General features: G+C 31.0%; 22 protein-coding genes, 1 tRNA gene and 2 pseudogenes. 4 read left to right on the plus strand and 21 right to left on the minus strand.

The annotated features are described in order from the left end of the window. Positions 1-194: 194 nt before the first annotated feature. Positions 195-4,355, minus strand: a complete 4,161-nt coding sequence (locus IGK21_RS13090; RefSeq protein WP_438719515.1) for a SpaA isopeptide-forming pilin-related protein — start codon at positions 4,353-4,355, stop codon at positions 195-197. 149 nt (positions 4,356-4,504) lie between these two features. Beyond that, positions 4,505-5,437 (minus strand): LysM peptidoglycan-binding domain-containing protein, encoded by a 933-nt coding sequence (locus IGK21_RS13095; protein WP_081115513.1) that lies wholly within the window; start codon positions 5,435-5,437, stop codon positions 4,505-4,507. A gap of 140 nt (positions 5,438-5,577) precedes the next feature. Between IGK21_RS13095 and IGK21_RS13100 the strand changes: the two genes are divergently transcribed. Both IGK21_RS13100 and IGK21_RS13105 read left to right on the plus strand, forming a co-directional pair. Next, positions 5,578-5,823, plus strand: a complete 246-nt coding sequence (locus IGK21_RS13100; RefSeq protein ID WP_438719517.1) for a hypothetical protein — start codon at positions 5,578-5,580, stop codon at positions 5,821-5,823. A 51-nt stretch (positions 5,824-5,874) separates the two neighbouring features. Further along, on the plus strand, positions 5,875-6,099 hold the full coding sequence (locus tag IGK21_RS13105) for a hypothetical protein (RefSeq protein WP_236592757.1): 225 nt from the start codon (positions 5,875-5,877) through the stop codon (positions 6,097-6,099). A gap of 470 nt (positions 6,100-6,569) precedes the next feature. Here IGK21_RS13105 and IGK21_RS13110 read toward each other — a convergent pair whose 3' ends face one another. The 10 genes and pseudogenes from IGK21_RS13110 to IGK21_RS13155 all read right to left on the minus strand — a co-directional run bounded on the left by IGK21_RS13110 (position 6,570) and on the right by IGK21_RS13155 (position 13,583). After that, positions 6,570-6,935 (minus strand): hypothetical protein, encoded by a 366-nt coding sequence (locus tag IGK21_RS13110; RefSeq protein ID WP_081115515.1) that lies wholly within the window; start codon positions 6,933-6,935, stop codon positions 6,570-6,572. Between the two features lie 18 nt (positions 6,936-6,953). After that, a pseudogene (locus tag IGK21_RS13115) lies at positions 6,954-7,294 on the minus strand (DUF5406 family protein). Between the two features lie 18 nt (positions 7,295-7,312). Continuing rightward, on the minus strand, positions 7,313-7,588 hold the full coding sequence (locus tag IGK21_RS13120; RefSeq protein WP_081115516.1) for a hypothetical protein: 276 nt from the start codon (positions 7,586-7,588) through the stop codon (positions 7,313-7,315). Further along, positions 7,585-7,728, minus strand: a complete 144-nt coding sequence (locus IGK21_RS13125; RefSeq protein WP_164906917.1) for a hypothetical protein — start codon at positions 7,726-7,728, stop codon at positions 7,585-7,587. Before IGK21_RS13125 ends, IGK21_RS13120 begins: the two co-directional genes overlap by 4 nt. A 246-nt stretch (positions 7,729-7,974) precedes the next feature. After that, on the minus strand, positions 7,975-8,193 hold the full coding sequence (locus IGK21_RS13130) for a hypothetical protein (RefSeq protein ID WP_081115518.1): 219 nt from the start codon (positions 8,191-8,193) through the stop codon (positions 7,975-7,977). Positions 8,194-8,673: 480 nt separating this feature from the next. After that, positions 8,674-8,931: a hypothetical protein gene (locus tag IGK21_RS13135; RefSeq protein WP_128436235.1), complete on the minus strand. Its 258-nt coding sequence runs from the start codon at positions 8,929-8,931 to the stop codon at positions 8,674-8,676. Positions 8,932-9,787: 856 nt separating this feature from the next. After that, positions 9,788-10,093: a hypothetical protein gene (locus tag IGK21_RS13140; RefSeq protein WP_010738086.1), complete on the minus strand. Its 306-nt coding sequence runs from the start codon at positions 10,091-10,093 to the stop codon at positions 9,788-9,790. A 184-nt stretch (positions 10,094-10,277) separates the two neighbouring features. Further along, the gene (locus IGK21_RS13145) at positions 10,278-11,774 is read right to left on the minus strand and encodes a primase C-terminal domain-containing protein (RefSeq protein ID WP_081186474.1); all 1,497 of its coding nucleotides are present in this window, start codon (positions 11,772-11,774) and stop codon (positions 10,278-10,280) included. A 555-nt stretch (positions 11,775-12,329) separates the two neighbouring features. After that, on the minus strand, positions 12,330-12,749 hold the full coding sequence (locus tag IGK21_RS13150) for a hypothetical protein (RefSeq protein WP_081115495.1): 420 nt from the start codon (positions 12,747-12,749) through the stop codon (positions 12,330-12,332). A 21-nt stretch (positions 12,750-12,770) separates the two neighbouring features. Continuing rightward, entirely contained in the window at positions 12,771-13,583 is an 813-nt protein-coding gene (locus IGK21_RS13155; RefSeq protein ID WP_081115494.1) for a ParA family protein, read from the minus strand. A gap of 531 nt (positions 13,584-14,114) precedes the next feature. On the opposite strand from IGK21_RS13155, the gene IGK21_RS13160 reads away from it, so the two are divergent. Both IGK21_RS13160 and IGK21_RS13165 read left to right on the plus strand, forming a co-directional pair. After that, a tRNA-Met gene (locus tag IGK21_RS13160) sits at positions 14,115-14,188 on the plus strand. Between the two features lie 394 nt (positions 14,189-14,582). Beyond that, on the plus strand, positions 14,583-14,702 hold the full coding sequence (locus IGK21_RS13165; RefSeq protein WP_081115493.1) for a putative holin-like toxin: 120 nt from the start codon (positions 14,583-14,585) through the stop codon (positions 14,700-14,702). Between the two features lie 221 nt (positions 14,703-14,923). On the opposite strand, the gene IGK21_RS13170 is transcribed toward IGK21_RS13165, so the two are convergent. The 9 genes and pseudogenes from IGK21_RS13170 to IGK21_RS13210 form a co-directional block, all read right to left on the minus strand. Then, on the minus strand, positions 14,924-17,131 hold the full coding sequence (locus tag IGK21_RS13170) for a BspA family leucine-rich repeat surface protein (protein ID WP_181918635.1): 2,208 nt from the start codon (positions 17,129-17,131) through the stop codon (positions 14,924-14,926). Beyond that, positions 17,115-17,453, minus strand: coding sequence for an LPXTG cell wall anchor domain-containing protein (locus IGK21_RS13175; protein ID WP_128436446.1), 339 nt, complete (start codon positions 17,451-17,453; stop codon positions 17,115-17,117). The genes IGK21_RS13170 and IGK21_RS13175 overlap by 17 nt, the downstream gene beginning before the upstream one ends. A gap of 209 nt (positions 17,454-17,662) precedes the next feature. Beyond that, positions 17,663-17,860 carry a hypothetical protein gene (locus tag IGK21_RS13180; RefSeq protein ID WP_181918636.1) on the minus strand — a complete coding sequence of 66 codons (198 nt, stop codon included), beginning with the start codon at positions 17,858-17,860 and terminating at the stop codon, positions 17,663-17,665. Between the two features lie 148 nt (positions 17,861-18,008). After that, the gene (locus IGK21_RS13185) at positions 18,009-19,430 is read right to left on the minus strand and encodes a helix-turn-helix domain-containing protein (RefSeq protein WP_181918637.1); all 1,422 of its coding nucleotides are present in this window, start codon (positions 19,428-19,430) and stop codon (positions 18,009-18,011) included. 477 nt (positions 19,431-19,907) lie between these two features. Then, on the minus strand, positions 19,908-20,954 hold the full coding sequence (locus IGK21_RS13190; protein ID WP_309578074.1) for a DUF916 and DUF3324 domain-containing protein: 1,047 nt from the start codon (positions 20,952-20,954) through the stop codon (positions 19,908-19,910). Positions 20,955-21,035: 81 nt separating this feature from the next. Further along, the gene (locus IGK21_RS13195; protein ID WP_181918638.1) at positions 21,036-21,713 is read right to left on the minus strand and encodes a WxL domain-containing protein; all 678 of its coding nucleotides are present in this window, start codon (positions 21,711-21,713) and stop codon (positions 21,036-21,038) included. Positions 21,714-22,034: 321 nt separating this feature from the next. Next, on the minus strand, positions 22,035-22,646 hold the full coding sequence (locus IGK21_RS13200) for a DUF3862 domain-containing protein (RefSeq protein WP_128436420.1): 612 nt from the start codon (positions 22,644-22,646) through the stop codon (positions 22,035-22,037). 360 nt (positions 22,647-23,006) lie between these two features. After that, positions 23,007-23,531 (minus strand): annotated as a pseudogene (locus tag IGK21_RS13205) (RNA-guided endonuclease TnpB family protein); the annotation flags it as partial. A gap of 127 nt (positions 23,532-23,658) precedes the next feature. Beyond that, positions 23,659-25,053: a glutamate decarboxylase gene (locus IGK21_RS13210; RefSeq protein ID WP_081115486.1), complete on the minus strand. Its 1,395-nt coding sequence runs from the start codon at positions 25,051-25,053 to the stop codon at positions 23,659-23,661.

Below are 25,053 nucleotides of genomic sequence, written 5' to 3' on the forward strand. Positions count from 1 at the left end.
TACTGGTCTTACTTCGTATATTGAACATTTATATTTTTCTAAAAAGATACATTTTTTTGCTTTCCTTCAAAATACATAGGGGCAGCATATTTTTTTGTAGCATTTTATAATTGTTCAGAAATTTAGAAAACATTTTTCTCACTCTCCTTGAATAAAAATAGAGATAGTCGTTTCAACTATCTCTATTTCATTAATTATTTGTGTGATTTACGACGAACAAAAACTACAACACTAGCACAAACAAAAAGAACCAAGCCGATCATACTTATTAGTACGTTGCTTGATTCATTCGTTTTTGATAAAAATTTAGGCGTTTTGAATGTGACAGTTTGATCTTTATTTTTCAAATCATCTTCTTTACCAACTTCTTTTGTTTTCTCTTTGTCGTAATAAATATAGTGAGTAGCTACCCCTTTTTGACCGTCTTTCATCGTATTTTTTGCGATTGGAATATCCACATAAATTGTTTCATTCTCAGCTTTTGCGGTATACGTAGACTCAACAGTTGTAATCACCTTTTTCGTTGCTGGATCAACGTATGGCGTTACGATATAGTACGTATGAAAAACTTCTGCGCCTTTGATTTCTACTTTATCACGCAATGTATTATCAACAGTAGGGGCAGCTTCTTTTTTGCCGTCTACGGTTGCTAAAAGTGTGATGATTTTCATTGGCTTACGTTTATTGACCGCTTTAAGTGAAATCTCTTGCCCATTGGTTTCTGGCGTTACTTCAAAGCTCAAATCGTCTGCATTTGGATAGTACCAGTTTAATGGTTTCGTTTCTTTGAATTTGTATTTTCCAGTTGGTAATTTCTTCACAGCGATTTTTCCATCTTTATCTGTCTTATACGTGTCGATCACTGTTTCTTTTTTACCATCTACACGAATTAATTGGAACTCAACCCCTTCAAGCGGTTTGTTACCTAAGTTATCCGTTTTGATTAGCTCAACGTTTGTATATGCTAATTTGTTTTCAATCTCTTTTCGAGCCATTTTCGTCAAGATTTCTTTATTTTCAGCGTATCCGTCCGCAAATACATGAATATTATGTTCTTTCTCATTGCTTGATGGAACATATTGGAACGTATATTTTGTTTCATCTAATACATGATCTTTCCCAGCGTTCACTTCTTGTAAGTAGTAATTACTTGGAATATTAGGTAAGGTCAATCCTTCAAATGAAAGTTTTCCGTCTTCTACTTTTGCATAAGCAAGAGCATTACCTTCTGGTAAGATATCATAACCAATTTGTAGTCCTTCTTCGCCAACATATAAACCGAACACTTGACCATTTTTCGCATTTTCAAGCTCAATGGTTGGTTTTCCATCTTCCCAACCAGTTACGACTTCTTGTTTCTTATAGCCGTATACATTGATTTTTTGTAATGAGTTTTCAATTTCTACATCAGTCGAAGATAATTCAACCAATTGACCTGCATATTTAATTTCAAAAGGTATTGGTTCTTCCGCCATCACAAAACCACTTGGTGCTTCAATTTCAATTGCTTCATATTTCCCAATATACAAATTAGGATCAGAAAGAGTATCTCCTAAATCATTTGTCACTAATTCAAGATCTTTTCCGTCTTTTTGAACATACTCACCTTTTGCTAAACGAACGGTACCGTCTGGCGTTGTAATGTCTTCTGCCGCACGAACTTTGAATTTGACACCTGCTAAATCCACTTGATCGTATTGAATATCGACATATTTACCATATTCGCCTTCTTTTTCGACAGTAGAGATCCCTTTTTCTCCAGTTTTATGAATTTTCACTTGCCCTTTTTGTGGCATGTTCTTGAACTTAATCGTAATCACACCACCTGCATCAGCTTCAGTTACAGAAAAAACAACTGGTTCAGTCGCAAGCAAGTAACCTTCTGGCGCACGTAATTCACGGATTTCATAACGATTTTTACCAAATGGTAAACTATCACTTGTGACCAATTCCCCTTTGTCATTGGTTTTAAACTCGTCACTGACTTCCAATGAATTAGGAACACGCATTGAAACATAGTCCCCTTTTCCATCATTTGACCATCGATCCCAAATTTTGAACGTGGTATCTTTCAATGGAATTGTTTTTCCTGTTTCACCATCTACTTTTACTAGGTGTAAACGAGCTTCAATGATTTTATCTTCCAATACCCAGAATAATTTTTGATCTTCTTCCGAAATCGTAAATTCGATTGGATCAATCGTTAGATACCCTTCAGGTGTTTTAGTTTCAGTCATTACATACGAATCATAAGGCAATGTTTTACCTGTACTTGCTTTACCATCTTTATCGGTCGTAATTACTTTGACTGGTTTCCCTGTTGTTTTAGAAGTAATTGTAAATTCTGCCCCTTCTATTTTAGGTTTCACATTATCAGACTTACCAGTCACTTTGTCCATTACTTTTTTTACAAGTGATTTATCACCGATTTTAACGATTTCTATGCCACCTTTAATCACTTGATCTTTTACAGTCATTGATTGAACTGCAATTTCTTTATCTTGACCAGCATAAGCAATATTTACTGGATATTTTGTTGGATCAATGTTATAGCCTTCTGGCGCTTTAATTTCCTGCACGTAATAATCGTGCATAATTTGCACATTTTCAAAAGAACCAGTGACTTTATCTTCTGATTTTTTCAATGTCACTTCTTTTACTTTTTGACCATTCGTCTCAAACAAGCCATACGCAGCGCCTTCTAATCGGGCTGAACCTTGCGGTTGATTTCCTGTCTCTTTATCTTCTTTAATAAGATCTAAATGACCCACTTGTTTTTTATTTTTGAAAGTTGCCGTAACTGTTTGATTTGCTTCGATTGTGACTGTTTGTGGTGTTTTGTTCAACACATAACCGTTAGCAGCTTGAATTTCCTGAATCGTTACTTTTGTCCCATGAGGAACGTCTTTCAGATCAGCTTCCCCATTTGCATTTGTAATAACTTCTACCTGTTTTCCACCATAAGAAAGTTTGAATTTCGCACCAGAAATAGATTTTCCTGTATCTGCGTCTACTTTTTTAATTTTGACGTTTCCGTTTTTTAGTACTTTTATATTTATATCTGAATATGCTGGATCTCCTATGCCAGCAAAAATTACATCTTGAAGCCAAGACGCTTGATATAAAATTTTAGCCCTTTTAAATGAAGGATCAATTTCATACTTAAATCTAACAAATCCATTAATATTACTACTTGAAGTAGGAGTAACTTTTAAAGTATTTCCAGATTGAGAAATAGTAACATTAGCATTATTATTTAGAACTTTATAATAAGGTAAGGAATTGTTCGAATCCGTTAGTGTCAAAGTCTCTCCTAATTTAATAGTATATGTTTTTCCATCAAATGAAGGCTTTGTATAAAAAGCATTGACTTTTTTCATTACCTCTTTTTTGAATGATTCATAACCCGCTTGGCTTATTCGACCTTGACCACTTAAATCTTTAATATCAGAGGTTGTTACTCCAGTTGTCACTTCTTGAACTAATTTTTCTGTATAAAAAGCATTCACAACTGATTTTTGTTTTTCCCACCCCCAATAAACGACTAAAGAAGCTTTTACATATTTGTCATCAGATACCTCAGAAGTAGTAAAACCAGCATTCGCTCCCCAGTTTAAAGGCACTCCTGGTTCCACACACCAAAGCATATTGCCATTACCATCTTTTTTAGCATAATAGCCAGTTTCTACATTTCCATTCGATTGTGACCAATGAAAAGCAGAATCACCATAATTAGAGTCAACATAAACAACTCCTGTTCCTCTAGGCATAACAAAAAAAGCACTTCCCAATACTGCTCTCGCTTGTGCTTGGTTTTGTGCTTTAATTAATTCTACTTTTTGTAGTACCTCAAACAAATTAGAACGATACGAAGTCCCTGTCGTACTACGAATTGAACCGTCTTCTAATAATTCATAACCATTATCTGCAAATATTTTTTTCACTTCTTGATTTAATTGATCTTCAGTCTTCGCAGGAACAGGCGTTAATGATTGTCTATTCGCTTGATCTGATTGTTCTGTTAAAGAATCAGAAGTTGTTTCTTCTTTACTTGTACCTGTATCATCAGTTATAGAACTTTCAGTTACCATAGGAATGGATTGTTCTGTTTTTCCTTCTATACCTTTGCTTGCAATTTTGTCTTCCTTCTGTTTATCTTCTTGAACAGAAGAATTGGTTATATCTTTGTTTTCTTTTTGAGAATTGCTCTTTTCTACTTGACTACTTTCCGCTTGATTAGATATTTCTGTTTCAGCTAATGCACTTAATGGTTGACTAATAACACCAGATAAGCTCAATAAGAGCATAAAAACAGTTACTTTTTTCCGTATCTTATTAAATTGATTAAACTTCATCTATACTTTCCTCCCTATAATTTTTTATCAATTTAACAATACAATTAGTAATTCATTGAAATCACCTCTTAAAATAAACATAAAAAAAGAAGAAATAACTTATCGTCATTCCTTCTTTACTAACAAAAAAATTACTATTTTAAATTATCTTAGTAGAAATCAATCGAGAATTTTTCAGAACCATCACTATAATCAATAGTAATCAATTTATATCCTTTAATACTTAAATCATTCGCAGCTTTTTCATCAGCAAATTTATTTGCTTCTTCTGGAGTATCAAACACTTTTCCACTATTTCCAATGTATCCACTCACAATCGTTGGAGCTTGTGGCTTACTTGGAGTAGTTGTTCCAGTATTTCCGCCTGTTGATCCTGAACTACCTGTGTTTCCTCCGCTTGGTTTATTGCTAGGTTGTAAAGGTGTTGTCGTACTTCCACTATTTCCTGGAGTTGAAGGGGTTGTTTGTCCTCCACCAGTATTTCCACCTATCGAACCATTTTGATTACCATTATTATTTGGTTGACTTGGTTGTGTTGGTGTTTGAGTTGTGCCACCGTTATTTTCTGGCGTGCTTGGCGTTGTTGTTCCTGTATTTCCAGTTGTTTGACCGCCAGTTTGTATATTACCTGTTACTGTGTTATTAGTTGAAGGTGTTGTTGTGCTTTGAGTTGCTGAATTTGTTGTATTATTGCTTGTTGTACCTTGTACTGGTTGTCCAACTGGTTGGTTTGCAACTACTTTATCTTCATTTTGGATTACTGATTGTGCAACTGTTTCTCCTTTGTTATTCTGAACAGTTGCTACATTGCCATCAAAAACTAGTTTATTGCCTGCGTAGATTAAGTCTACATTCGCAATTTTGTTCATATCTGCTAATTTTTGTACAGAAATGTTTGTTGCTTGACTGATTCCACTTAGCGTATCTCCCCAAACGATTGTATATTCGTTACCTTTCATATCTGCTTTGATTTGTTCCACAGTACGTGGTGTCCATTCTTCTGCATTTACTTTCTCGTGAGCAGTTGCTAACGCAACTCCACCAATAGTTGCTCCAAATGCAAGTACTCGTAATAATTTCATGTTTCGTTCCTTCTTTCATTTTATTTTATATTATATTTATATAATATAATTACAACCATTTTAGATTAGATTTTTTAATTTTTTTCATTTATAATATCTTTAGTATAATTTTTATTAATTAATAGAATAAGGAGAGAACTATGGATACTAAAGACATTAATGAAATAAAGCAATGGATGAATAATAATCTTGTTACTAAACAAGAAGCTCTAAAAATTACTGGACAATCTGCTCAAGGATTTCAACAATCTGTTCGTACTAATATGATTGATCCCTTCTATGAGAGCAAGGCTGGTAAAGGTCCTTCCATTGTACGCTTGTATTTAAAAAGCGACATAGAAGCCTACGCTAAACAATTACAAGCGAAGAAGCAGAAACACCAATAAGTCGTTTCTGCTTCTTTATCGAAAAAACAATTCAATATGGAGAAAACTATTATGAAGAAAAAATCCCTCATAATCTTATCACTCAGTATCGTACTGATATCTGTACTTATCATTGCTTTTTCTCTGTTTAGAAAAACAGAAACAAATAGTTCCGTAACCACCACAACCTCTAGCAGTGTGATTAGTAATTCTAATTATCCTTCGCTAAGCGAACTAAAAAAACTTCAAGGTGCTGATATTCAAGATTTGGGAAAAACTCAAATTAGTACTTTTTAAAGATAAAAACATTGCTATTCTATCTCCCGAATCAGGAGAAGAAATCCAATTACCTATCAAAGTAACGAACAAAAAGAATAATTTGTTTGAGATTCCAGAACTGAAATATGCTTCTAAATCTTTAAAAATAGGTGATTTTTTTGGATTAGCAAGAAAAGATAAACAATACTTTACTTACCAAATAAATACCTGATTAGTTTCTGTTGGAAATACTTTTTTAGAATTAATATAACAAAAGAATTATATCAAACTTACTTGTTATTTAGTTCGTCATATTCATAATTGTACGTTTTAAATTCATAATCGTATCAAATGTACGAGGGAAAAAAACTCGTAAATTCATTTAGAGAATTTGAAGAAATATTACCTACCTATTTTCCTACCAAAATTTCTCTTATATACTTTTTGTTTATCGTGCAAAAGAAATAACATAAAACCTACTAGTACTAAAAAAATTAGAAAATAGCCATTCATACGATCATTCGTTCCTTCCTTGTTCTTTGTTGATATATATGGATAACTGCATTTGCTAACTCGAATTGTCGTTGTTTCCAATTCTTTGGATCTCGACACCAGTTCACAAATTCACTACTCGTATACAAATAGGAACTATCAAAAATTTCTTCAAACATTGTTGCTAGTTCAATTTCATCTGACTCAGCTGTAACAAACAAATACAAATCTGAAAATGTTATTCCTTTGGAAAGATAATTTGCAAAATATTCGATTCTTTCTTGTACAAAACTTGGAATTTTAGATTCAGTCAATTCCTTTTCATATTCTTTCCTCAACCGAAATGTAGTTAAAGAAACTGTGCTAATTTTGTTTATTTTCATTGTCTATTCCTCTATTCTCTATTTTTCTTTATCTGCTACAAAATCAATAATTTCAATACCAACAATATATTCGCTCAATATGACCAAGCATCTTCTACAGATAATTCGTCTCCTTTATCGTTCGTAAGAGTCATTTGGAACCACTCATTGCCTTCATCATCTTCAGAAAGCAATCCAAACCCAACTGGATTATCAATCAATGGTTGATCGTACAAATCATCCTCGTCTCATGCTAAAACATCTAATCCTTTATAGTTTCCACCTTTTCTAAACATTACAAATCCTTTATAATCCCAACGTTGAAAAGAAACTTTAACAGTATGTTTTCCCCATCGAATATTAGGATCATAATTTTTCATCTGCTGTATCCTCCTCTTTTATGACACAATCAAATATTGATGTGATACGCCTTCTTCAAAACGATAATAGACTTTCACTCGTTCAAATCGTTTCAAAAGACCAAAAAAACAACGTTTTTCTTTTGGTGAAAAATGTGCAATATATTGACTTACTGGAAGCTGACGATCTTTTCTTTGACTAATTTCAGCTAAAATCTCTTTCTCAAAACGACGAATGAGTTTTCTTTCTTCCCGTAAATCAGTTCTTCGAATAAAAGCATCTACCAAAGGACTGTAATGATATTTTGTACTCACACCATTGCCTTCTTTCCAGGAAGTACAAGAATAACTAATGACTCAAAAATTTTTTTCGCATGAATCCATTCATAGGCTTCTGTTTGGCTTTGACAGGAATAATATACATGTCCGGTATATTTCCCCATAACCTTTACCATAGACATTGACTCCTTCTCTTAATTAATTTTCTCGAAATACTTTACATATAACATATTCGTTATCGATTATTCGCTCTAAAGAATCACAAGGATAGATTCTCTTTTTATTTTTCTTTTGGTCTTCCTTTACGATCCACTGAAGTTTTTGGATCGTTTCTTCACTGACCGCCATCTTGATCCTTTTTTCTTTGTTTCCATCAGATGTCCCTTTCTTTACTAGTAGGTGTCTCCTCTATTTTTCTAAACCTAAGCAGTTCGCAATTTCAACATTCGGACAACCTGACCGTTTTGAGTGACATAATTTGGAAGAATCGCCTGACTTCTTGATAATTCCGCTAATAATTGACGATAACGTCTTTCTGACCATTTCTGTCTTCTTTGTTGCAGAGAAACATATTCAGCCATCGAAATTTCCTTACGTTTTCCAGATTCTAAAAAACAAATCAATCGTTGAATTTCCGTCATTTGAACGCCTCCTAATAAAAAATTCCTCTTGTTTACAAGTAAATCAAATAAAACAAAATATAGTGTTCGTTGTTAGGGAAAACGATAACCTGGCATGTTAGGTAAATGCTCAACCTGTGAACCACAAATCACACGAAATGTACCAAGTATCAGAAATCCTTCTGCTAACAGATAGTTACCGAAGTAACCCTTACCTGTGCTACTTATTTCTCCGCAACTTGTCCTCACACAATCTTCCCAAAGGTTCACTACGCCTTCAGGTACTGTCCTTCCAAACACGACCGTAGATTAGACAGCAAGAATATCTACGACTAGCAAGAAAACATTCTTATCTCCTTCTAAATCTTTTACACCTCCTAATTTAGAAAACAGACGGTTTTCTTACACCCTTAAACTGTGTTCTTTTTATTCAATTTTCAAGGACCAAGGGTGTTTACAAGTAAAGAGATTTACTTGCAAACAAGAAAAATCTTTCCGTTCTTACATGTATTTTGTCTTGTAAGGTTTCTCCAGAAACAAGAGTCCTTCTCGCTTCTTTTTACGCTTTGCAATCACTTGATAATTCACACCAACAACCGTTCGAGTGGAACGATAAAGCATAGAAATTGGTCGAATTTGCTTTGATTGACGATTAATAAATCGTCCGTCCCCTAAATTAGCCCAAACACTGTTGTTATAAAGCTTAATTGTAATTGCTTGACGTTTCAGATCCTCAACTGTACAAAATTTTCCAAACATTGTTTCCTCCACTTCAAAAGTCTCAAACTATTATTGTTCCACTTGTTGTTGAACAATGTGGAACCCAACAAAAAAAGAGAGAAACTAGCTACTACCTCCAAAGAAGCAATAACAGTCTCTCTCTTTCTTAACTACAGAATCTCGCTTAAAACACGACAATAAAGCAACAGTACAACTAAAAAAATTTTTAGATACACTGCACCATAAAAGAAAAAAACTACAACAAGTATAAAATACAAGATTGTTCATTGACTTAATTTTATGGTATTATTGTTCGTGTTGCAGGGAAACCTGTAACTCAAAAAGGAGCAGCACCGTTATCGAAGCTAACGGTCGGGGTAGAAATCTATGACCTTTGAAAGAGTTGGCGCTCTTTCTCAGCGAGATTTCTAAACCACTCCTTTTTTTGTTGGGCTCTACATTGCACAACAACGCATCACAACAAAAAAAGTATATTTACTTTTAAATTCATTCTAATTTGAAAATTTCTAAAAAAACGATAACATATTCATTCACAATCTGCAAATAAATTCATCATTTTATTTTTCTGCACTTCCAAAAAGTCGATAACAGTAGACTTTCATCCTCCTTTACTCACAAAATCATTTACTCATGAATGAACAGCTGCTCAATCAATTAACAAAAGATAATAAATCGTTTTTTAGTAAAAATCTTTACAAAAAAAGCATAGCACAAAACTAAAACAGGAACAAAAGTTCTTTTTGATCCTTTTATTTACGATTTTGAAACCAAAACCAACGATTATGATTTTATCTAATCAATTTCTAATTACGATATATGATAAAATAAACAATTCTATTTGTAATAATTGTAATATAATAAAATTTATCAAAAATCAATCTAAGCGTTTTTTCACTTTCTTTCCCTTCTTGAATCCTACACGTTCACGATAACAATAATAGTCTTCTTGTAGCTTCAACAACTCTTCATAGATTTCCCCCATATTATGACTAGAAGCCAAGGACAAAGCATAAATAAACGACGCAGGCAACGTCTCTACCGAACGCTCCCTTGTTACCCAACTAGCCACCGTACCTTGATTAAAGCCATAAAGTTCACAAAACTGCTCCACTGGCATACCTAAATACCGCAAGATATACACATTTACCGCATGAGAGTACACATACAACTTCATAGACATAAAAACCCCTCCTTCAGATAGCTACCCATCATTACATACGTAATAATAACATATAACTAGCAAAATAATTAAAGAGAAACAGCAAAAGACCAAGAGATACTCTCAGACATAGCTAAATAGACTAAGGGAACCGCTAGAAGTATCAAAGATATATTGTAAAAGGCAATTGGCGTCTTTTATTTTTTCAACCTGTATCGACTTCAAATAGCCTGATTTCTTTGGCTTCTTTCTCAGGTAGGAGCTGTTGAATGGTGCTTGTCCATTCATCGATTGTTATCTTAAACTGCGCAATGATTCCTTGAATAAAGGCTTCTTTTTCTTCTTTCTTCGCTTGGATCAAACTTGTGAATAATACACGTACTGAAGCAAGTAAAAGTCCGCCACCACGCCCTTTTTTGACATTGTAGAACACTTTGTGTTCTTGCTTTAAGGAACTTAATGCACGATCCAGACTTCTTAAAGGCATGTTCAATTGTTCCGCCAATTCTTTTTTGGACAGTTTTAAATAAGGCATACGAAGATCACTTTTTTCGCTCAAATAACGCATGATATCTTCTTGCCATTCCTTTTTATGACTGTATTGGCGTTGCTCACGTGATTTCTTAAACTTCCACCACCCACGACGTTGGATAAACAACTCGTTTTCTTGAATATCCGAAGCTACCCATTCCTGGCATAATTCTAAAACAAAGTCACGATTGGCTGCTTGATAATTTCCAGAATACGCACTTTTGACAATCTTTCGCACTTCGCCTTCAGACAACGGTTCATTTAAGCGTTCGTTAAATTCAAACATGTTATACTCACAAGTTTCTTGTCCGTAACCAGAAGAATAATAAGCCAAAGAGAGTGTAAAAATCACGTTATTCCGTCCTAATCGACCTTCTCCCCCAATAATGTTTGCTTTTCGTAGTAACAAATCAAACCACGGTTCATCAACTTGGCGATACTCTTTTTTCTCAGGAAAAACAATCAATTTCGCGTTTCTTTCTGCTTCAGTTTTTTGGTTAGATGCCATTTTCATTGACCAATTCAACCAATCAGAAAAAGAATATTGATTTTCTAGCTCACAAAATACAATATTTTGTTTGTTTGGGAATCGAGCAATTCCAAAATGGTTACAACCTACATCAATACCTGGTAACTGATTAGCCAATTGTGTCCGAATCGTTGTAGAAATACGTTTTGCCACTTCAATTACTTTAAAATTACTATTTTTCGTCACATAAGCAGGTGTTTTTAATACAAAATAGACTTGATAACCTTGCTCTGATTCTAAAATGAGCGTTGGCATATACCCTAATTCATCCACACAAGCTAAGAAAATCTCTCCTTGATGATTTTCTTTAGAATCAATATCCACGACAAAAGTATTGATTTGACTAATATTTTTCTCCGAATGCCCTTTAACGATTGAACGATTTTCGTCCGCATAAGTTCCATAGCGATAAACATTTGGTGTCCAATGAGTCAGTTTGGATTCATTTTCTAAAATCGCTTCTTCAGACGTAATAACCATGCCACGCCCTGCATTCATCAATTGTTTACTGCGGTACGCAAAGATAGCACCATTCCTGCTGGTATTCTCATACCCGACAGGCTTCATGGTGCTGTTTCGATATTTGTATGTACGAATGCCTTGTTTTAACAAAGCACTGTAGAATTGATCTAAGTTTTCCATCCTAAAATTTCCTCCGAATTGTATTGAAAAAAAGAACACATGGCAATTCTAAAACTTGTTCTGTGTTCTCTTTCAATATTCGGCTTAAATTTCTGTAAAAACCTAGAAAAATATCGCTTTATCTATTGAACTGCTCGCTCTAAATGTGCTATAATTTAAACACATTTGTAAAACAAATAAGTGGTTTATCAGACCGCTTAATTTATTTATTGAGACGAGCGCGAACACATGAGTCTGTTTCATGTGATTCAGAAATAATTGATTCGATCAAAATCAATTATTTCCGTCTCTTTTTTGTATGCTTAATTTATTTGAATATAACAAAATTGTAATTGTTGTTCAAGTACGACTTTTCTAAAGGTATAAGTTATAAGTAAATAAATACAGAATAAGTTATTCCTTTTATATCATTAAAGTATAACTTATTCTTTTTATATCTAATAAAAAAAGGCTTAATATCAATATATAAATTAATTTCATTAAAGTATAACTTATTCTTCTAATTATAAAAACAAGGTATAAGTTATACTTTAATTTTTTTGGTAATCAAAAAAATTATAGTTTTTCAAAAGCTTTTTTGATTTCAAAACGCAAATGTTCTTCCTTAGAAACACCAAGTTTTTGAGTAATATAAGCTTCTGCCAATGTATCTATTAATTTTTCAAATGTGATTCTTCCTTTTACTGATTGTAGTTCTTCTACATAATCTTGCATTACATTTAATTTTGACTCTAGTGCTGGAGATATTTTTTTTGGCTTTGTAACTTTATATCTGTCATCAGTAATTTCTACAGGACGGCCTCTTTTTTTGCTTGTATTAGGAAATGACTTTATCTTTTTGTTAAAAAGTGTTTGTTCAAAATCATTTTCGCGATTTATTGAAACTGATTTTTTCTTCTTATTTCCAGGTTGCAATAATCCAGAATACTCTGTATCAAAATCTATATCAATATCAAAAGTTTTTCTTTCACTCATATTTTACTCACATCCCTATAGTTATTCTTCAAAAATTTTTCTACGAATTTCTAATTCTGCTAATATTTTAATAAAAGTTTCATGTGCTCGATAATCCCATTGATCGTAATTTCCATTTCTGTACTTTTTTAATGATATCCCTTCTCTTGAATAGCGTTTTAGTCTTGTTTGAAAATTAACTATATTTTGAGACACAGCAGATCCATATAAATTTATTGCATCAGACAAAACATTCTTATCTAAATCATTATTTGGTTCAAGCATACATGCGATTATAGAAATAACTTCAAGATCAATATTATACTTATTTATCATAAATTTTTGATATCCAATATATTTTCCTATACCATCTAAAGATTCTTCCTGTGTCTGAAAAGCAATAATGCTATAATCTGAAGCTGCCATAGCATTATCTGAATAAGCACTAATAGTAGGGGGAACATCAATAAAAATAGCATCGTATTTATCCTTAATCGGTACTAAAAGCTTTTCCAACACCATAATTTGATCCTTTTCATCTTCATAATTTGTAATTACATAATTTGAAAACGATCTAAAACTTGTGTCACATGCGATTAAATCTAAATTTTCCATAATAGGAGTAATACAAACAGATAGATCATTTTCATTAATTCCATTTACGATAGTTTTTTCAATATGTTTCATATTTACAGTCCGAGCTAAAATTTGAGAAGCATTTGCCTGTGGATCAATATCAATTACTAATGTCTTTTTCTTATTAATTACAGCATTATCAAAAGCTAACATTGTAACAATTTTAGTTTTTCCAACGCCTCCTTTAAAATTTCCAACTGTATAAGTAGTTGCTGCCATTTGTTTACCCTCTTTCAATATATTCTATATTTAAAGTATAAGTTATACTAAGATTTTAATCAATATTTTTTTATACTTTAAATTAAAATACTGATATTATAGTAATAATAGTAAAGAAAAAAGGTATAAGTTATACCTTTTTAATAAAAATACTTTTACCTATCATTAGCAACTACTTCGAAACACGATGGAGATTAGCGCTTCTCTTGAAGCTGGAAAATTCTTCGAAATTTATTTTCCTATGTTGTTTTCCTGTGACCATTTTTAATTAGATTTCTAGTCTAACTTTTGGGATGCACATCGTTGAGAAGAAACACATGATTATATTGACAATTGTAAAAAATGTTTGATAAAATAATGATGTTATCGTATGTAAATAAAAATTAGCAATCAATTTCGTAATTAAGCACACTTCAAATTATGCGATAACAGGGTTGTTGCCACAAAAAACTGATGCTATCTCTTTATATTGTTCATGGTGGCAAAAAACTGATGCTATCTCTTTTTTATTGTTCATGGTGGCAATAACCTGTACCCTTAGCTCATTTGATTAGAGCATACGGCTCATAACCGTTCGGTCGTAGGTTAGAGTCCTACAGGATATACATAAAGTGTTTAACAAGAATGTTCATAAGTTCGAGTTTTATAGGATAAAGATACATTAATAAGCTTTTCTTTACGAAGAAAAGTTTATTATTTTTTGTAATATGTTATTTAAGTCCGAATAATTTAACTTGTACCCATTGTGTAGTAACTTTAGTGTTTGCAATTCTTCAAAAGAAGTAAAGGAAGTAACCAAGTACATGTATCTGATCCAATCAATAGATTTTATTGGATGAGTCGTACAACATTCGAGAATATCTATAATGCTCGTAAATATCTGTTGTTGTTCGTTAACGAATTGCAATGTTAGGATAGTTTTGAAGTAGTTTAACATGCTATAATTGAACGGTAGAAAAGTGAAAAGATGTTGACAATCCCTTCTAGGAGGTGGTGCTTATGTGTGTAAGTATCAAGTCTAGGGAAAGGAGAGCCTTAATTTCAGCGTTTGAGGCGCTACAGCTAATGATTGCATTTGCAATGTTAGTTTTAGCTATCAAAAATGACAATAAAAAATAAACCATCTAACTTCACTTTGGCAAGCAGTTAGATGGTCATTCAAACTATTTAATACAGCCATCGTCTTTTTAGGCTCTTTGTCAAATGATGTTGACAAAGAGCCAGTATTTATAGAAAAAATTAGTAAAATCAATTATTCAATTAGTATGGATGATTATTACAGAATAATAATAAACATAGAAATACATCCATTTAATAAGGATATATTTCTATGTTTGCATTTAAGGGGCAGTTACTAAATTCCATGTTACTGTAGCAGAGTAGTTTCCTACCTCTATATTTTCGACATTTGGTAATATCAAAGAGACATCCCCTAAATTATAGTCATAAACTCCATTTAAGTGTTTATTTGAGACATTACTCATTAATGTACTATCTACAGTTGTGATCTTAGCATTATTTGTGCCTGTGACGTCACTGCATTCTTGTAAATCTGTTGATGGATTATAAGCATTTACTCCATTATTTATATTCTGTTTAACATTAGAGGTACCTGTGGTTTGTAAGTAGGCATTATCTATGGATCCTTCAGAATTCCAAGTAAGTTTTGCATTCAACCTCCATGGTGTAGTTGAATCTTCTTGATCTCGTATTCCTATATTAAATGTACTATTTTTTGTTAAAGGAATAGATTGTTCTCCAGAGTTTTTTAAAGCTACTTCTCCTGTATTAAATGAAGAAGGTATATAAATCATGGATAATGCAGCAGATGATGGAATTTTTTTATTATCACTAGAAGTATTTGGATCATCCATCCATTGTGCAGTATATTCTGTATTTAATAGATCTAAAACACTACTTGCTTGATCAGGATTTGTTCCAGAAATCGTCCACTTTAGAAAACCTGTGCCTTGTTTTGTTGGAGTATTTTCTGTTACCCACTGTTTGAAATTAGACACATTTAATATAGAATCATTTTTGTCTACAGCACATTTTTTAATATAGTATAAATTTGAATCACCATTTGAAAAGGTTCCTCCATTAGCGTTTAAAAATGGTGAATTTACTAGCTTTCTAAAGTTGGACGTATAATCATAAGTAAGTAACGGCTGAGCTTTACTTCCATCTATAATAACCAATAAAGGAGTATATTGCTCACTACTATGTTGCGTGAACATAAGATAAGTATCTGTATTATTAGTTACTGTAGCATTTGAGAAATCAATAAAGCTTAGCGTAGGACAACCATAAAACATTCCTGTCATATCAGATACTTTAGCAGTATCAAATTCTGCAATATTCAGATTAGTTAAGTTAGAACAATCTTTGAACATATAACTCATGTGTTCAACATTGTTTGTCGGAAAAGTAAATGTTGGCGAAGATAATCCAGTACATCCTTCAAACATAAAATCCATATTTTGAACGTTATTTGTATTTCCTAAATTTATATTATTTAGAAATTTATCATCTATATTAGTACAACCAGCAAACATATGGCTCATATTTATTACATTAGATGCATCAAAATTGAAACTACCAACATTTTTACTATTTAAACTACTACATCCATTAAATAGATATTGCATATCAGTAACGTTACTAGTACTAAAGTTGTTGCCAAGTACCAGACTAAGTCCTAATTGAGAACAACCATCAAATGCATGAGCCATGTTAGTTACATGTGAAGAAGTGGGTAGATACATATTTTGTAGCTGGGTACAGTCTTGAAATACATTAGACATATCTGTTATTACAGTTTGATCAGCACCTGAATCTAGATTTAATCCTTGTAAATTAGCCTGCTGTAAATTTGTAGCTCCTTTAAATGCGGCATGTAAAGAAGGGTTAGATGAACTACTTAATAGCCCTACTTGTGATGTAGTATTTCCATAAGTGCCTGCTACAAATGTGATACTAGTTATTTCTTTATATTTATTATTTCTTAAAAAGTAATCGCTACTATCTTGATTCATGTTTCGAATGACAATATGATAATTACCTGTAGTAGTACTTAATCTTCCTGGTATAGTGATATTAGTGTCACTTCCCTTATAATAGTTTAAACAAATAAATCCTCCTTTTGTGTTGTAGTCCCAATTTTCCAACCATTCATTTCCCATCTCAGCAGTCCAACTTTGTCCATTTACTGTCGTAGGTTCAACATATTTTTTAGGAGATATGCTTCGTTCCTCAATATTTTTATCTTTATTATTTTCTTTTGTAGCAGGTTCTTGTGTGCTTTCAGTAGTATTTATGTCAGAAGAACTAGAATTACTTGTTTCTTCTTGATCAATTATTGAATTACTATTATTCAATGAACTTTCCAAATTATTATCAGAACTTAAGCCAGTACTGGTATCGTTTGATATTTTTTCCGTAGAACTTGTTTTTTCTTCTGCTGAAACAGTTAAACTGGGTATCCAACTATAATTTATAAGAAAACTTGAAACAAAAACTATTAATATTTTTTTACGTATATTTTTCATCGAGGTTTCTCCTTTTTGATAAAACAATATAAAAGAAACAAAAACTAATAAACATTATCCCTAATAATGGAGTGAGTATATTCAGAGAATCATTTGTCTTTGGTAATTGTTTAGCGATTTCAATTTTTTTATCAGATTTATTCTTGTTTACATCGGAATTAGTTGGGTTACCTGGTAATGATTCAGGCATAATTTTACGTATAAAATTTACTGAAACGGTAGTCGTTTGATAATCATCTGCAAATATAGGAGAGGATAATCCAACACAACTAATTGATATAAACAGCGAGACTATCCAACGAATAATTCGTTTTTTACGCATTAAAATTGCCTCCTTCTATTAACTTCTATAATATTTAAAGTCAATTTAATTTTAACTTGTATTTTTTTTTAAATAATTTTTTTTTTTGTATAAAAAAATTATTTTAAAATATGTATTATTATATTGATTCAGACCATAAAAATACGCATTTTATAAATAAAAAAACTCAGAATACAAAAATACATTTTTATATTCTGAGACCAAATTATTTAATAGGTTAGAACAATATGTTCAAGATCATGAATAACCTCATTATACACAGATTTTTCAGCAATTAAGGATTCTTTAGTAACTCCAAATTGCTGTAAATCCTTTTCTGAATCACACAAATCACACATTAGTGTATTAATATATTCAGATGAGGATTTATATTTTGCTATCAGATCTGATATATAGTCAATATTCATATTATTACCTCCTAAAAGTTTAATATTTATAAGTGAGATATTAAAAATAAGGATAATTAAATTCACTACGATAAAAATTACCATATAACTAAGTTGAAAAAATTTTAAAATTTTATATTTAAAAATAAATATCATACATTTTTTATAGTTATTTTTGAAAAAACAATAAACTTTGTTTTTGTCTATTGTAAGTTGCATCGCCAACAATCATATAAGTTTTATAATTTGGTACAGTATTTAAAAGCTCAATATCATCAATAATCAAAATATCTATATCTTGTTCATTTAATTCATAATAAGGGCTTATGTTTATAGCTTCCTTAAGCTCTTGACAGTACTGTGTTTCAAAAATTGTACCTCTGATGGAATATACTCCTACATTAACAATGTTATCTGTTATATATCTTTTTTGAAAAGCAATAATCATATATGAAAGTAATTCATATACCCAATTTATATTTATGTTTTTGTTTATAAACATATCTTTAAAATCTTCTTTTAAATTGTCTTGTATTTTTTTTAGGTAGCCAGATCTTTTTAATTTTGGTGTTAAGAGAGTTCTAGAAAAATAATAATATGGATATATTAAATTAGAGAAGTGAATGCAGCCTTCAATTTTGATAGATAATACTTCTAAAGAGCTTGGAGAAACATTATATGGATCTTTCATTAATACAGATAGTATGAAGGATTGATAATGATATTCTTCTATCAATTCGTGAGAGAAAAAATATTTTTCTGATTCCATATTTTCGAAATGTAGACTTGACATATTGAAAATAAGAAATATTAGAATTAAAAAACATCCTTCTTTGTCAAAAGATCTTGGATTGATTATTGAAAAAGTTTCTTTTATTTTATTTAATAAAGGGCTCTCTGTGTTAATAAAGTTATCGTAACAAATCGTATTATGTGTTTTACACACTTTTTGTAAATAAAAACGATCATGTACTGTTAATATCCAAATACATAATTCTCTTATAACAAAATATTCCGCTTTCATATGATAGTAATCTAAAAATGTAACTACCCGATTTTGTAAATCTAATACATTAATTTTAGAAAATGATTTTTCAAATGGCTGTTTTTCAATTTGTAAACACAAATTATAAAGCACCATAATTGCCTCTAAATTACCTTCTAAAATAACATAGGGTCTTCTCTGTATGTATATGCCTACATTTTCTAGATTTTTATCCATGAATTTTAATATATTAAACAATTTAGAATGACTAATATACAACTTTCCAGCTAATTGTTCAAAGGTAAGTTTTGGCTGAAAAAAACAATAGTGAAGAATATCTTTTACCACACTTTGAGAAAAGTAGAATTTTTGAACATCATAAAGGGAGAAATTTTTGTAATTAAATATTATTAAACTATCAGAAATAATTAGAGCTTTATCAGGTAATTCATTATGTAGTTCTTGCAAGTATTTATTAACTGTAGCACTTGATAAATATAGTTCTTTAATTAATAAATTTTTATTTATTTGTCCGTTGTTTTCTACAATCAATCTTATTATTTCTGCTTTGAAAAATGAAGATTTTTCATAAATTAATCTCAGCATTTCTGCACCTCCGTATTTATTCGAAGATATCAAAGATTATGTTTACGGGTATGTTTATTTTTTTTTTAGACACAGTAAAAAAATAAGTATTTAATGTATAATATTATAGTAAGATAAATAAATATTGTGTTTTATATCTTATTATATTTAAATATAAAAATTAATAATGTTAAACACTTAATTATTTACACATAAATAATAACATACATTTTTTATATGGTATATATAAAATACAGACTGTTAATTACCAACAGCCTGTATTTCTATAAAGTTATAATTGATTATTGATAATAAAAATTGAAGATATACCTAAACCAAGTAAAATTAAGGTACTAATAATTAATAATCCATTAATTGAAAGTTTTCTCATACTAATTTTACTAGTAATAATATATTTATAATCTTGTAGCAACAAATATATATTTATGATAAAAAATATGATACTGATACTGATGGTACAGATACTCCAAAGATACATTATTTTTCGCTCCTGTTGTTCTTAGTATTGTATTTTCGTCGATAAATGTAAATTGTTCCCAAAACAATAATAATTATTAAGAAAACACTACTATATTTAAACCAATTTGGTAAGATAACCTTAAATACAGATTGTTTATTAATTTCTTTTGCTTTATCTCCTGCAATGTCAAATTTGCGCTCAAAATTCCAGGTGTTTTCTGCAGTTTTTACAGTTCCTTTAAATAAATATTTTCCTGGTTTTAAATCTTCTTTACCCCAATCTATTTGAAAAGGTAAGCATGAATATGGTGCAATTGATACGTTATCCATTGAATTTTCTTTTATTTTTTTTGTTCCATCTTCTGAGTATACAGCACCTTTTACTTGTGCTTTGGAGAAAATATAAGGATTAGGGTTTAAAATATCTGCTTGAACCACTTTCTTTCCTGATGATAGATCGGCAGCAATATTTTTCAATTTTACAGAAACATTTTTAAATAAGTTGATCTTATCTTCATTAGTCAAAACAATTCCAATCGTATAGCAATAATCATTTCCTACAGTATTTTTATTAGGTTCTTTATCTTTTTTCTTTTCTGACACAACCACACCACCTACTACCACCCCATTTATAGGAGTTGCTGGCATATCAATATTTAATGTTGCCTCTGCAGTACTATTTTTGGGTACTACTATTTGATTTTTTGTAGTTTTTACTAAAGATGTAAGTGGTATTCTTAATGAAGAATCATCTTTTAATTTTCCAGAATAATCTATAATACCATTACTATTAGTATTTGCATTTACAATTTTGATATCTAAAGTTTTATCTTGATTGGAACTGTTCATTAATTTTATATTAATTTTATCTTTAGAATCGGGATTTTCTTTTAAATAAAAATATCCAGAATTTTTATCTATTTGATTTTCTTTTTTTATTCCTTCAATAGAGAATCCACCAAAAGTTTTATTTTTGTTATCTTCTGCTGATACTGTATTAAAAGATGCTAAGTTGCTAATCACAAAAAGAGTAATCATTAATATTTTTGTTATATTTCTATACACTATAATCCTTCCTTATTTAAATATTTTAAATGAAAAAAACAGGAATAATATTCCTGTTTTTTTCATTAGTACGCCGATATATTATGGAGTTTGAGTTAAATTCCAAGTAATAGTATCTGATGCAGATCCTGCATTTACTCTGGAAACATCAGGAATATCTAAAGTTGGTGTTCCTAAATTCAAGTCATATGTTCCAGAGAAGGTATTACCTGCAATACCTTTCATAATTTCTTGGCTAGCAGCTCCAATTTTGACATTTTGATTTACCTGAATCATATCACCTGTTGGTAATGATTGTAGGCTCCCTTGGTTATCGTAAACTTTAGCAGTAGATGCTTGAGTATCAATTGTAGCTCCCACATTAGCTAAATCTCCAGATAATTGAGCTGTTAGAGTCCATCCTTGAGTATTATGTTGAGTATCTTTTACCCCAACGTTAATTGATTGTCCTGATGCTAATGTTAGTTGCTGCGTTAATGAACCTTGAGCGCTAATTTCCATTGTACCAAAATCCATGTCATTTGGAATATACGCCAATGCAAAATTTCCAGCAGGATCTAAAGGTTTGTTGGTATTGGTATCTCCATCTGGATGGTCAGGATCTGATGGATTTGGAGGTGTTGGATTACTGTTATTTTGAGAAACAGTAAATTGGGCTGTTACACTTGTAGTATTTGTGTCATCTGCAAATACACCAGTAGATCCGATTACCACAGGAGCTACTAAAGAAACAGCAGCTAATAAAGCTTGTTTTTTCATAGTATATACCTTCCTTTTTAATATTATAAGAATTTGAGTTATCAGATACACGTACCTCAAATTCAATTGAATGATAACACTAAAAAAACAGGTGTATACTTTATTATTTTTTTTTTGAAATTTACTTTTTAAAGTAATAATCATTATCCTATAAATTAATACAAAATAGAAATTTTTATCCTATCATTGGTGATTATGTCAACTTATATTTAGTAATTAGTCTAGTTGCAAACTATGATGATTTAAATGATTACCTACTTTTTGTAAATTTTACTTCAGTAACACTATTGTTTAATAAATTTAACACTTCTTGAAAGTCATTTATACTAATCCAACCTCATTTTTAGAAGTAGCAATATCATTCGTAAATGTGATAACAAAATAAGATCCTAATGGTCCAGTAGTATTTGTTTCCCACGTCAATGTTTGAATATTTTCACCATTTGAATTTTTATATTCCGCAATAGCATTCGGGTTACCAAATTTTTTAATAGCTTTTTCCTTTGATAAATCCTTATTCATTTGAATTTCTCCAAATACTTTAGAAGAAACTACTTTTTCTTTATCATAAGAAACATATAATCCAGATACTGATTTTTCGACAACATTGTTGTTTTCTGTACCAACAGTTAACTTAGCACCCAATTCTCCTGTCTTATTACTTCCCCAGGTATAAATGGTTTCAGAATTTCCCGAATGATCTGTAGAAGATTCCGTGTATAACGGAGAACCTAATATTTTATTTACATTCTCCAAACCTGTTCCTATTGTTAATTTATCATATACTGATTTTACTTCTTGAGCAGATTTCTTTTCTGTTGTTGTAATTTCTGTTGTTTCTTTCTTTTCATCATTTTTAGCGATAGTCATTGACCCAATACAAATAAAGATTACCGTAATGACTCCTATAATAATATAGATTATTTTTTTCAAAATACTTCCTCCTATTTAAATGACTAAAAAAATTATAAATAATTAAAAGCTCAGTTCCTAGGTTTTTAATAATTAATTTAATTCCTAAAAAAAAATTTAAAATTTTTTCTAGGCTTATACTATTAGACTACAGGGGAATGGTGACTACAGTGAACTACTCATCTCATCACTCAGCTAAACCTATCGGTTTTTAAAACTCGAAATGAGAGATTCTTGGGAAAACAGCATACTTGATAGCTTATTTTTTCACTAGCAATGGTGTCTCTTATTTACCAAGCTCTACTCCTACGGTTCTTTATTTTATCTACCCTGATTTTTGATTATTTCTGTATTCAACTTATTCAGAAAATCAGTACGTTAATTCATTACTTTTTCGTGTAATCGAGCTACTATGCATTTCTATTTTTAGCTTCAAAAAGATTGATCCCTTTATTTTTAGCCAATAACTTACGTCTGACAATCTATGTTGTTCATATTTTAGTCTCTTTTCCATTTTTAATGTGAATTTATTGTTATCAATCTTTTGTTTGAAAGAATGGCAGCGTCAATAATACATAAGTAAATACTAATTGCATAATTGTTTTTTTTAACTCGACAACTTCTTCTTCACGCAGCAACGAAACATAGTATTTGCCACTTGAATGACGTGAGATTGTGATCAAACCTTTAGATTATCTATAAAGCTTAATTTTAACTAAAAACTTCAATTTAGAAACTTTGACGAATTTATTATCAATCAAAACAATTGTTCCATTCTGATTGTTGGTTGTGCAACTTTGAACCAGTTTTTTTCTTTTGAACGACGACATATTCATCACGGAAAAAATTATTGAACTCCTTGTCTAGATTAATTTTTGTATTCGCTAAAGCAAGACTATCCACTTTTCCTTAAATTCCAGTGTGTATTTCCTCAAAAAAAGCACCCCTCTAAATTAGATTTTTAGTCTAACTTTTGGGGTGCACTTCACTTAAACAATTTACAGGAGGTAAATAATTACTTATCTGTTGAAATTTAGTGGGAAAATCCATAAGTAATATCAGGGGATTCTTTCCGTATAGATCTTTGATTTAAGTGATCAATGCCAGTCTTCATATCTTGAATTAAATCTATGGCCATTTGCATACTTAAGTCTGCTCGACAAACAAAACGTTGGATATTAATATTTGATAGATTATCAGGTAACGGATAAGTAGGGACTTGCCACCCCTTCATTGCAAATTGATCGGTTAGATCATATAAATTCCAAGAGATAGAAACATCTTTCTTCAATTTATAGCAAATAATTGGTAATTGTGAACCGTCATTATAAATATCAAAATAACCCATTTTATCAATTTCTTTTGCTAAATATTTTGCTACATCACTGGTTTTTTTATGAATTGATCGATAGCCTTCAAACCCATTACGGATAAATGTGTAATATTGTCCTATTATCTGACTTGCACTTCTTGAGAAATTGATTGCCATTGTTGGCATTTCTCCTCCAAGATAACTAACTTTGAAGACTAATTCCTCTGGTAAAAAATCTTTTTCTTTCCAGATAACCCAACCAACACCAGGATATACCAATCCATATTTGTGTCCAGAAGTGCTAATTGAACGTACATTTTTCAAACGGAAATCCCATTCAAGTTCTGGTTCCATAAATGGTACAAATAATCCACCACTGGCAGCATCTACATGAATATATACCTTGTAGTCAGTCTGTTTGTTATATTCCTCTATTTTTTTATCTAATGCCTTTATATCGTCATATTTTCCTGTATAAGTGATTCCTAAGATACCTACTACGCCAATCGTATATTCATCAAAATAATCGGTTACAGTGTCTATATTGATACTCCCATGTTCTTCATCAATCGGGATTGTGCGCATTTCAATATCCCAATAAACACAGAATTTTTCCCAAACGACTTGATATGCAGAAGAAATTACTAAGTTAGGTTTTTGTTTATTGATATCTAAACCAAGTTTTTTTACACGATTACGCCATGCAAATTTTAATGCTAATCCCCCCAACATACAAGCTTCACTTGAACCTACAGTCGAGGTACCTATAAAATCAGATTCATCTGGAACATTCCATAAGTCAGCAATGATGTTAACACAACGATTTTCGATTTCTGCTGTACGTGGATATTCAGTTTTATCTATTGCATTTTTGTCCAATGTTTCACACATGATTTTTGCAGCTTCTGGTTCCATGTATGTTTGACAAAATGTAGCGAGATTTTGTCTTGACACACCTTCATCAATTAATTGATCTTTTACCAATTGATAAGCATCTCGAGGAATCAGCGAGCCTTTTGGCAGTTTATACATAGGAATCGCTTCGTCCATCGCTTCATTTCCGAAAATAGGTTCCAAATATTGTGCTTCATGTCTATTTTTTTTACTGAATAACAT

Origin of the sequence: Enterococcus sp. DIV1421a, from assembly GCF_051711025.1 — a bacterium.
GTDB lineage: Bacteria > Bacillota > Bacilli > Lactobacillales > Enterococcaceae > Enterococcus_B > Enterococcus_B hirae.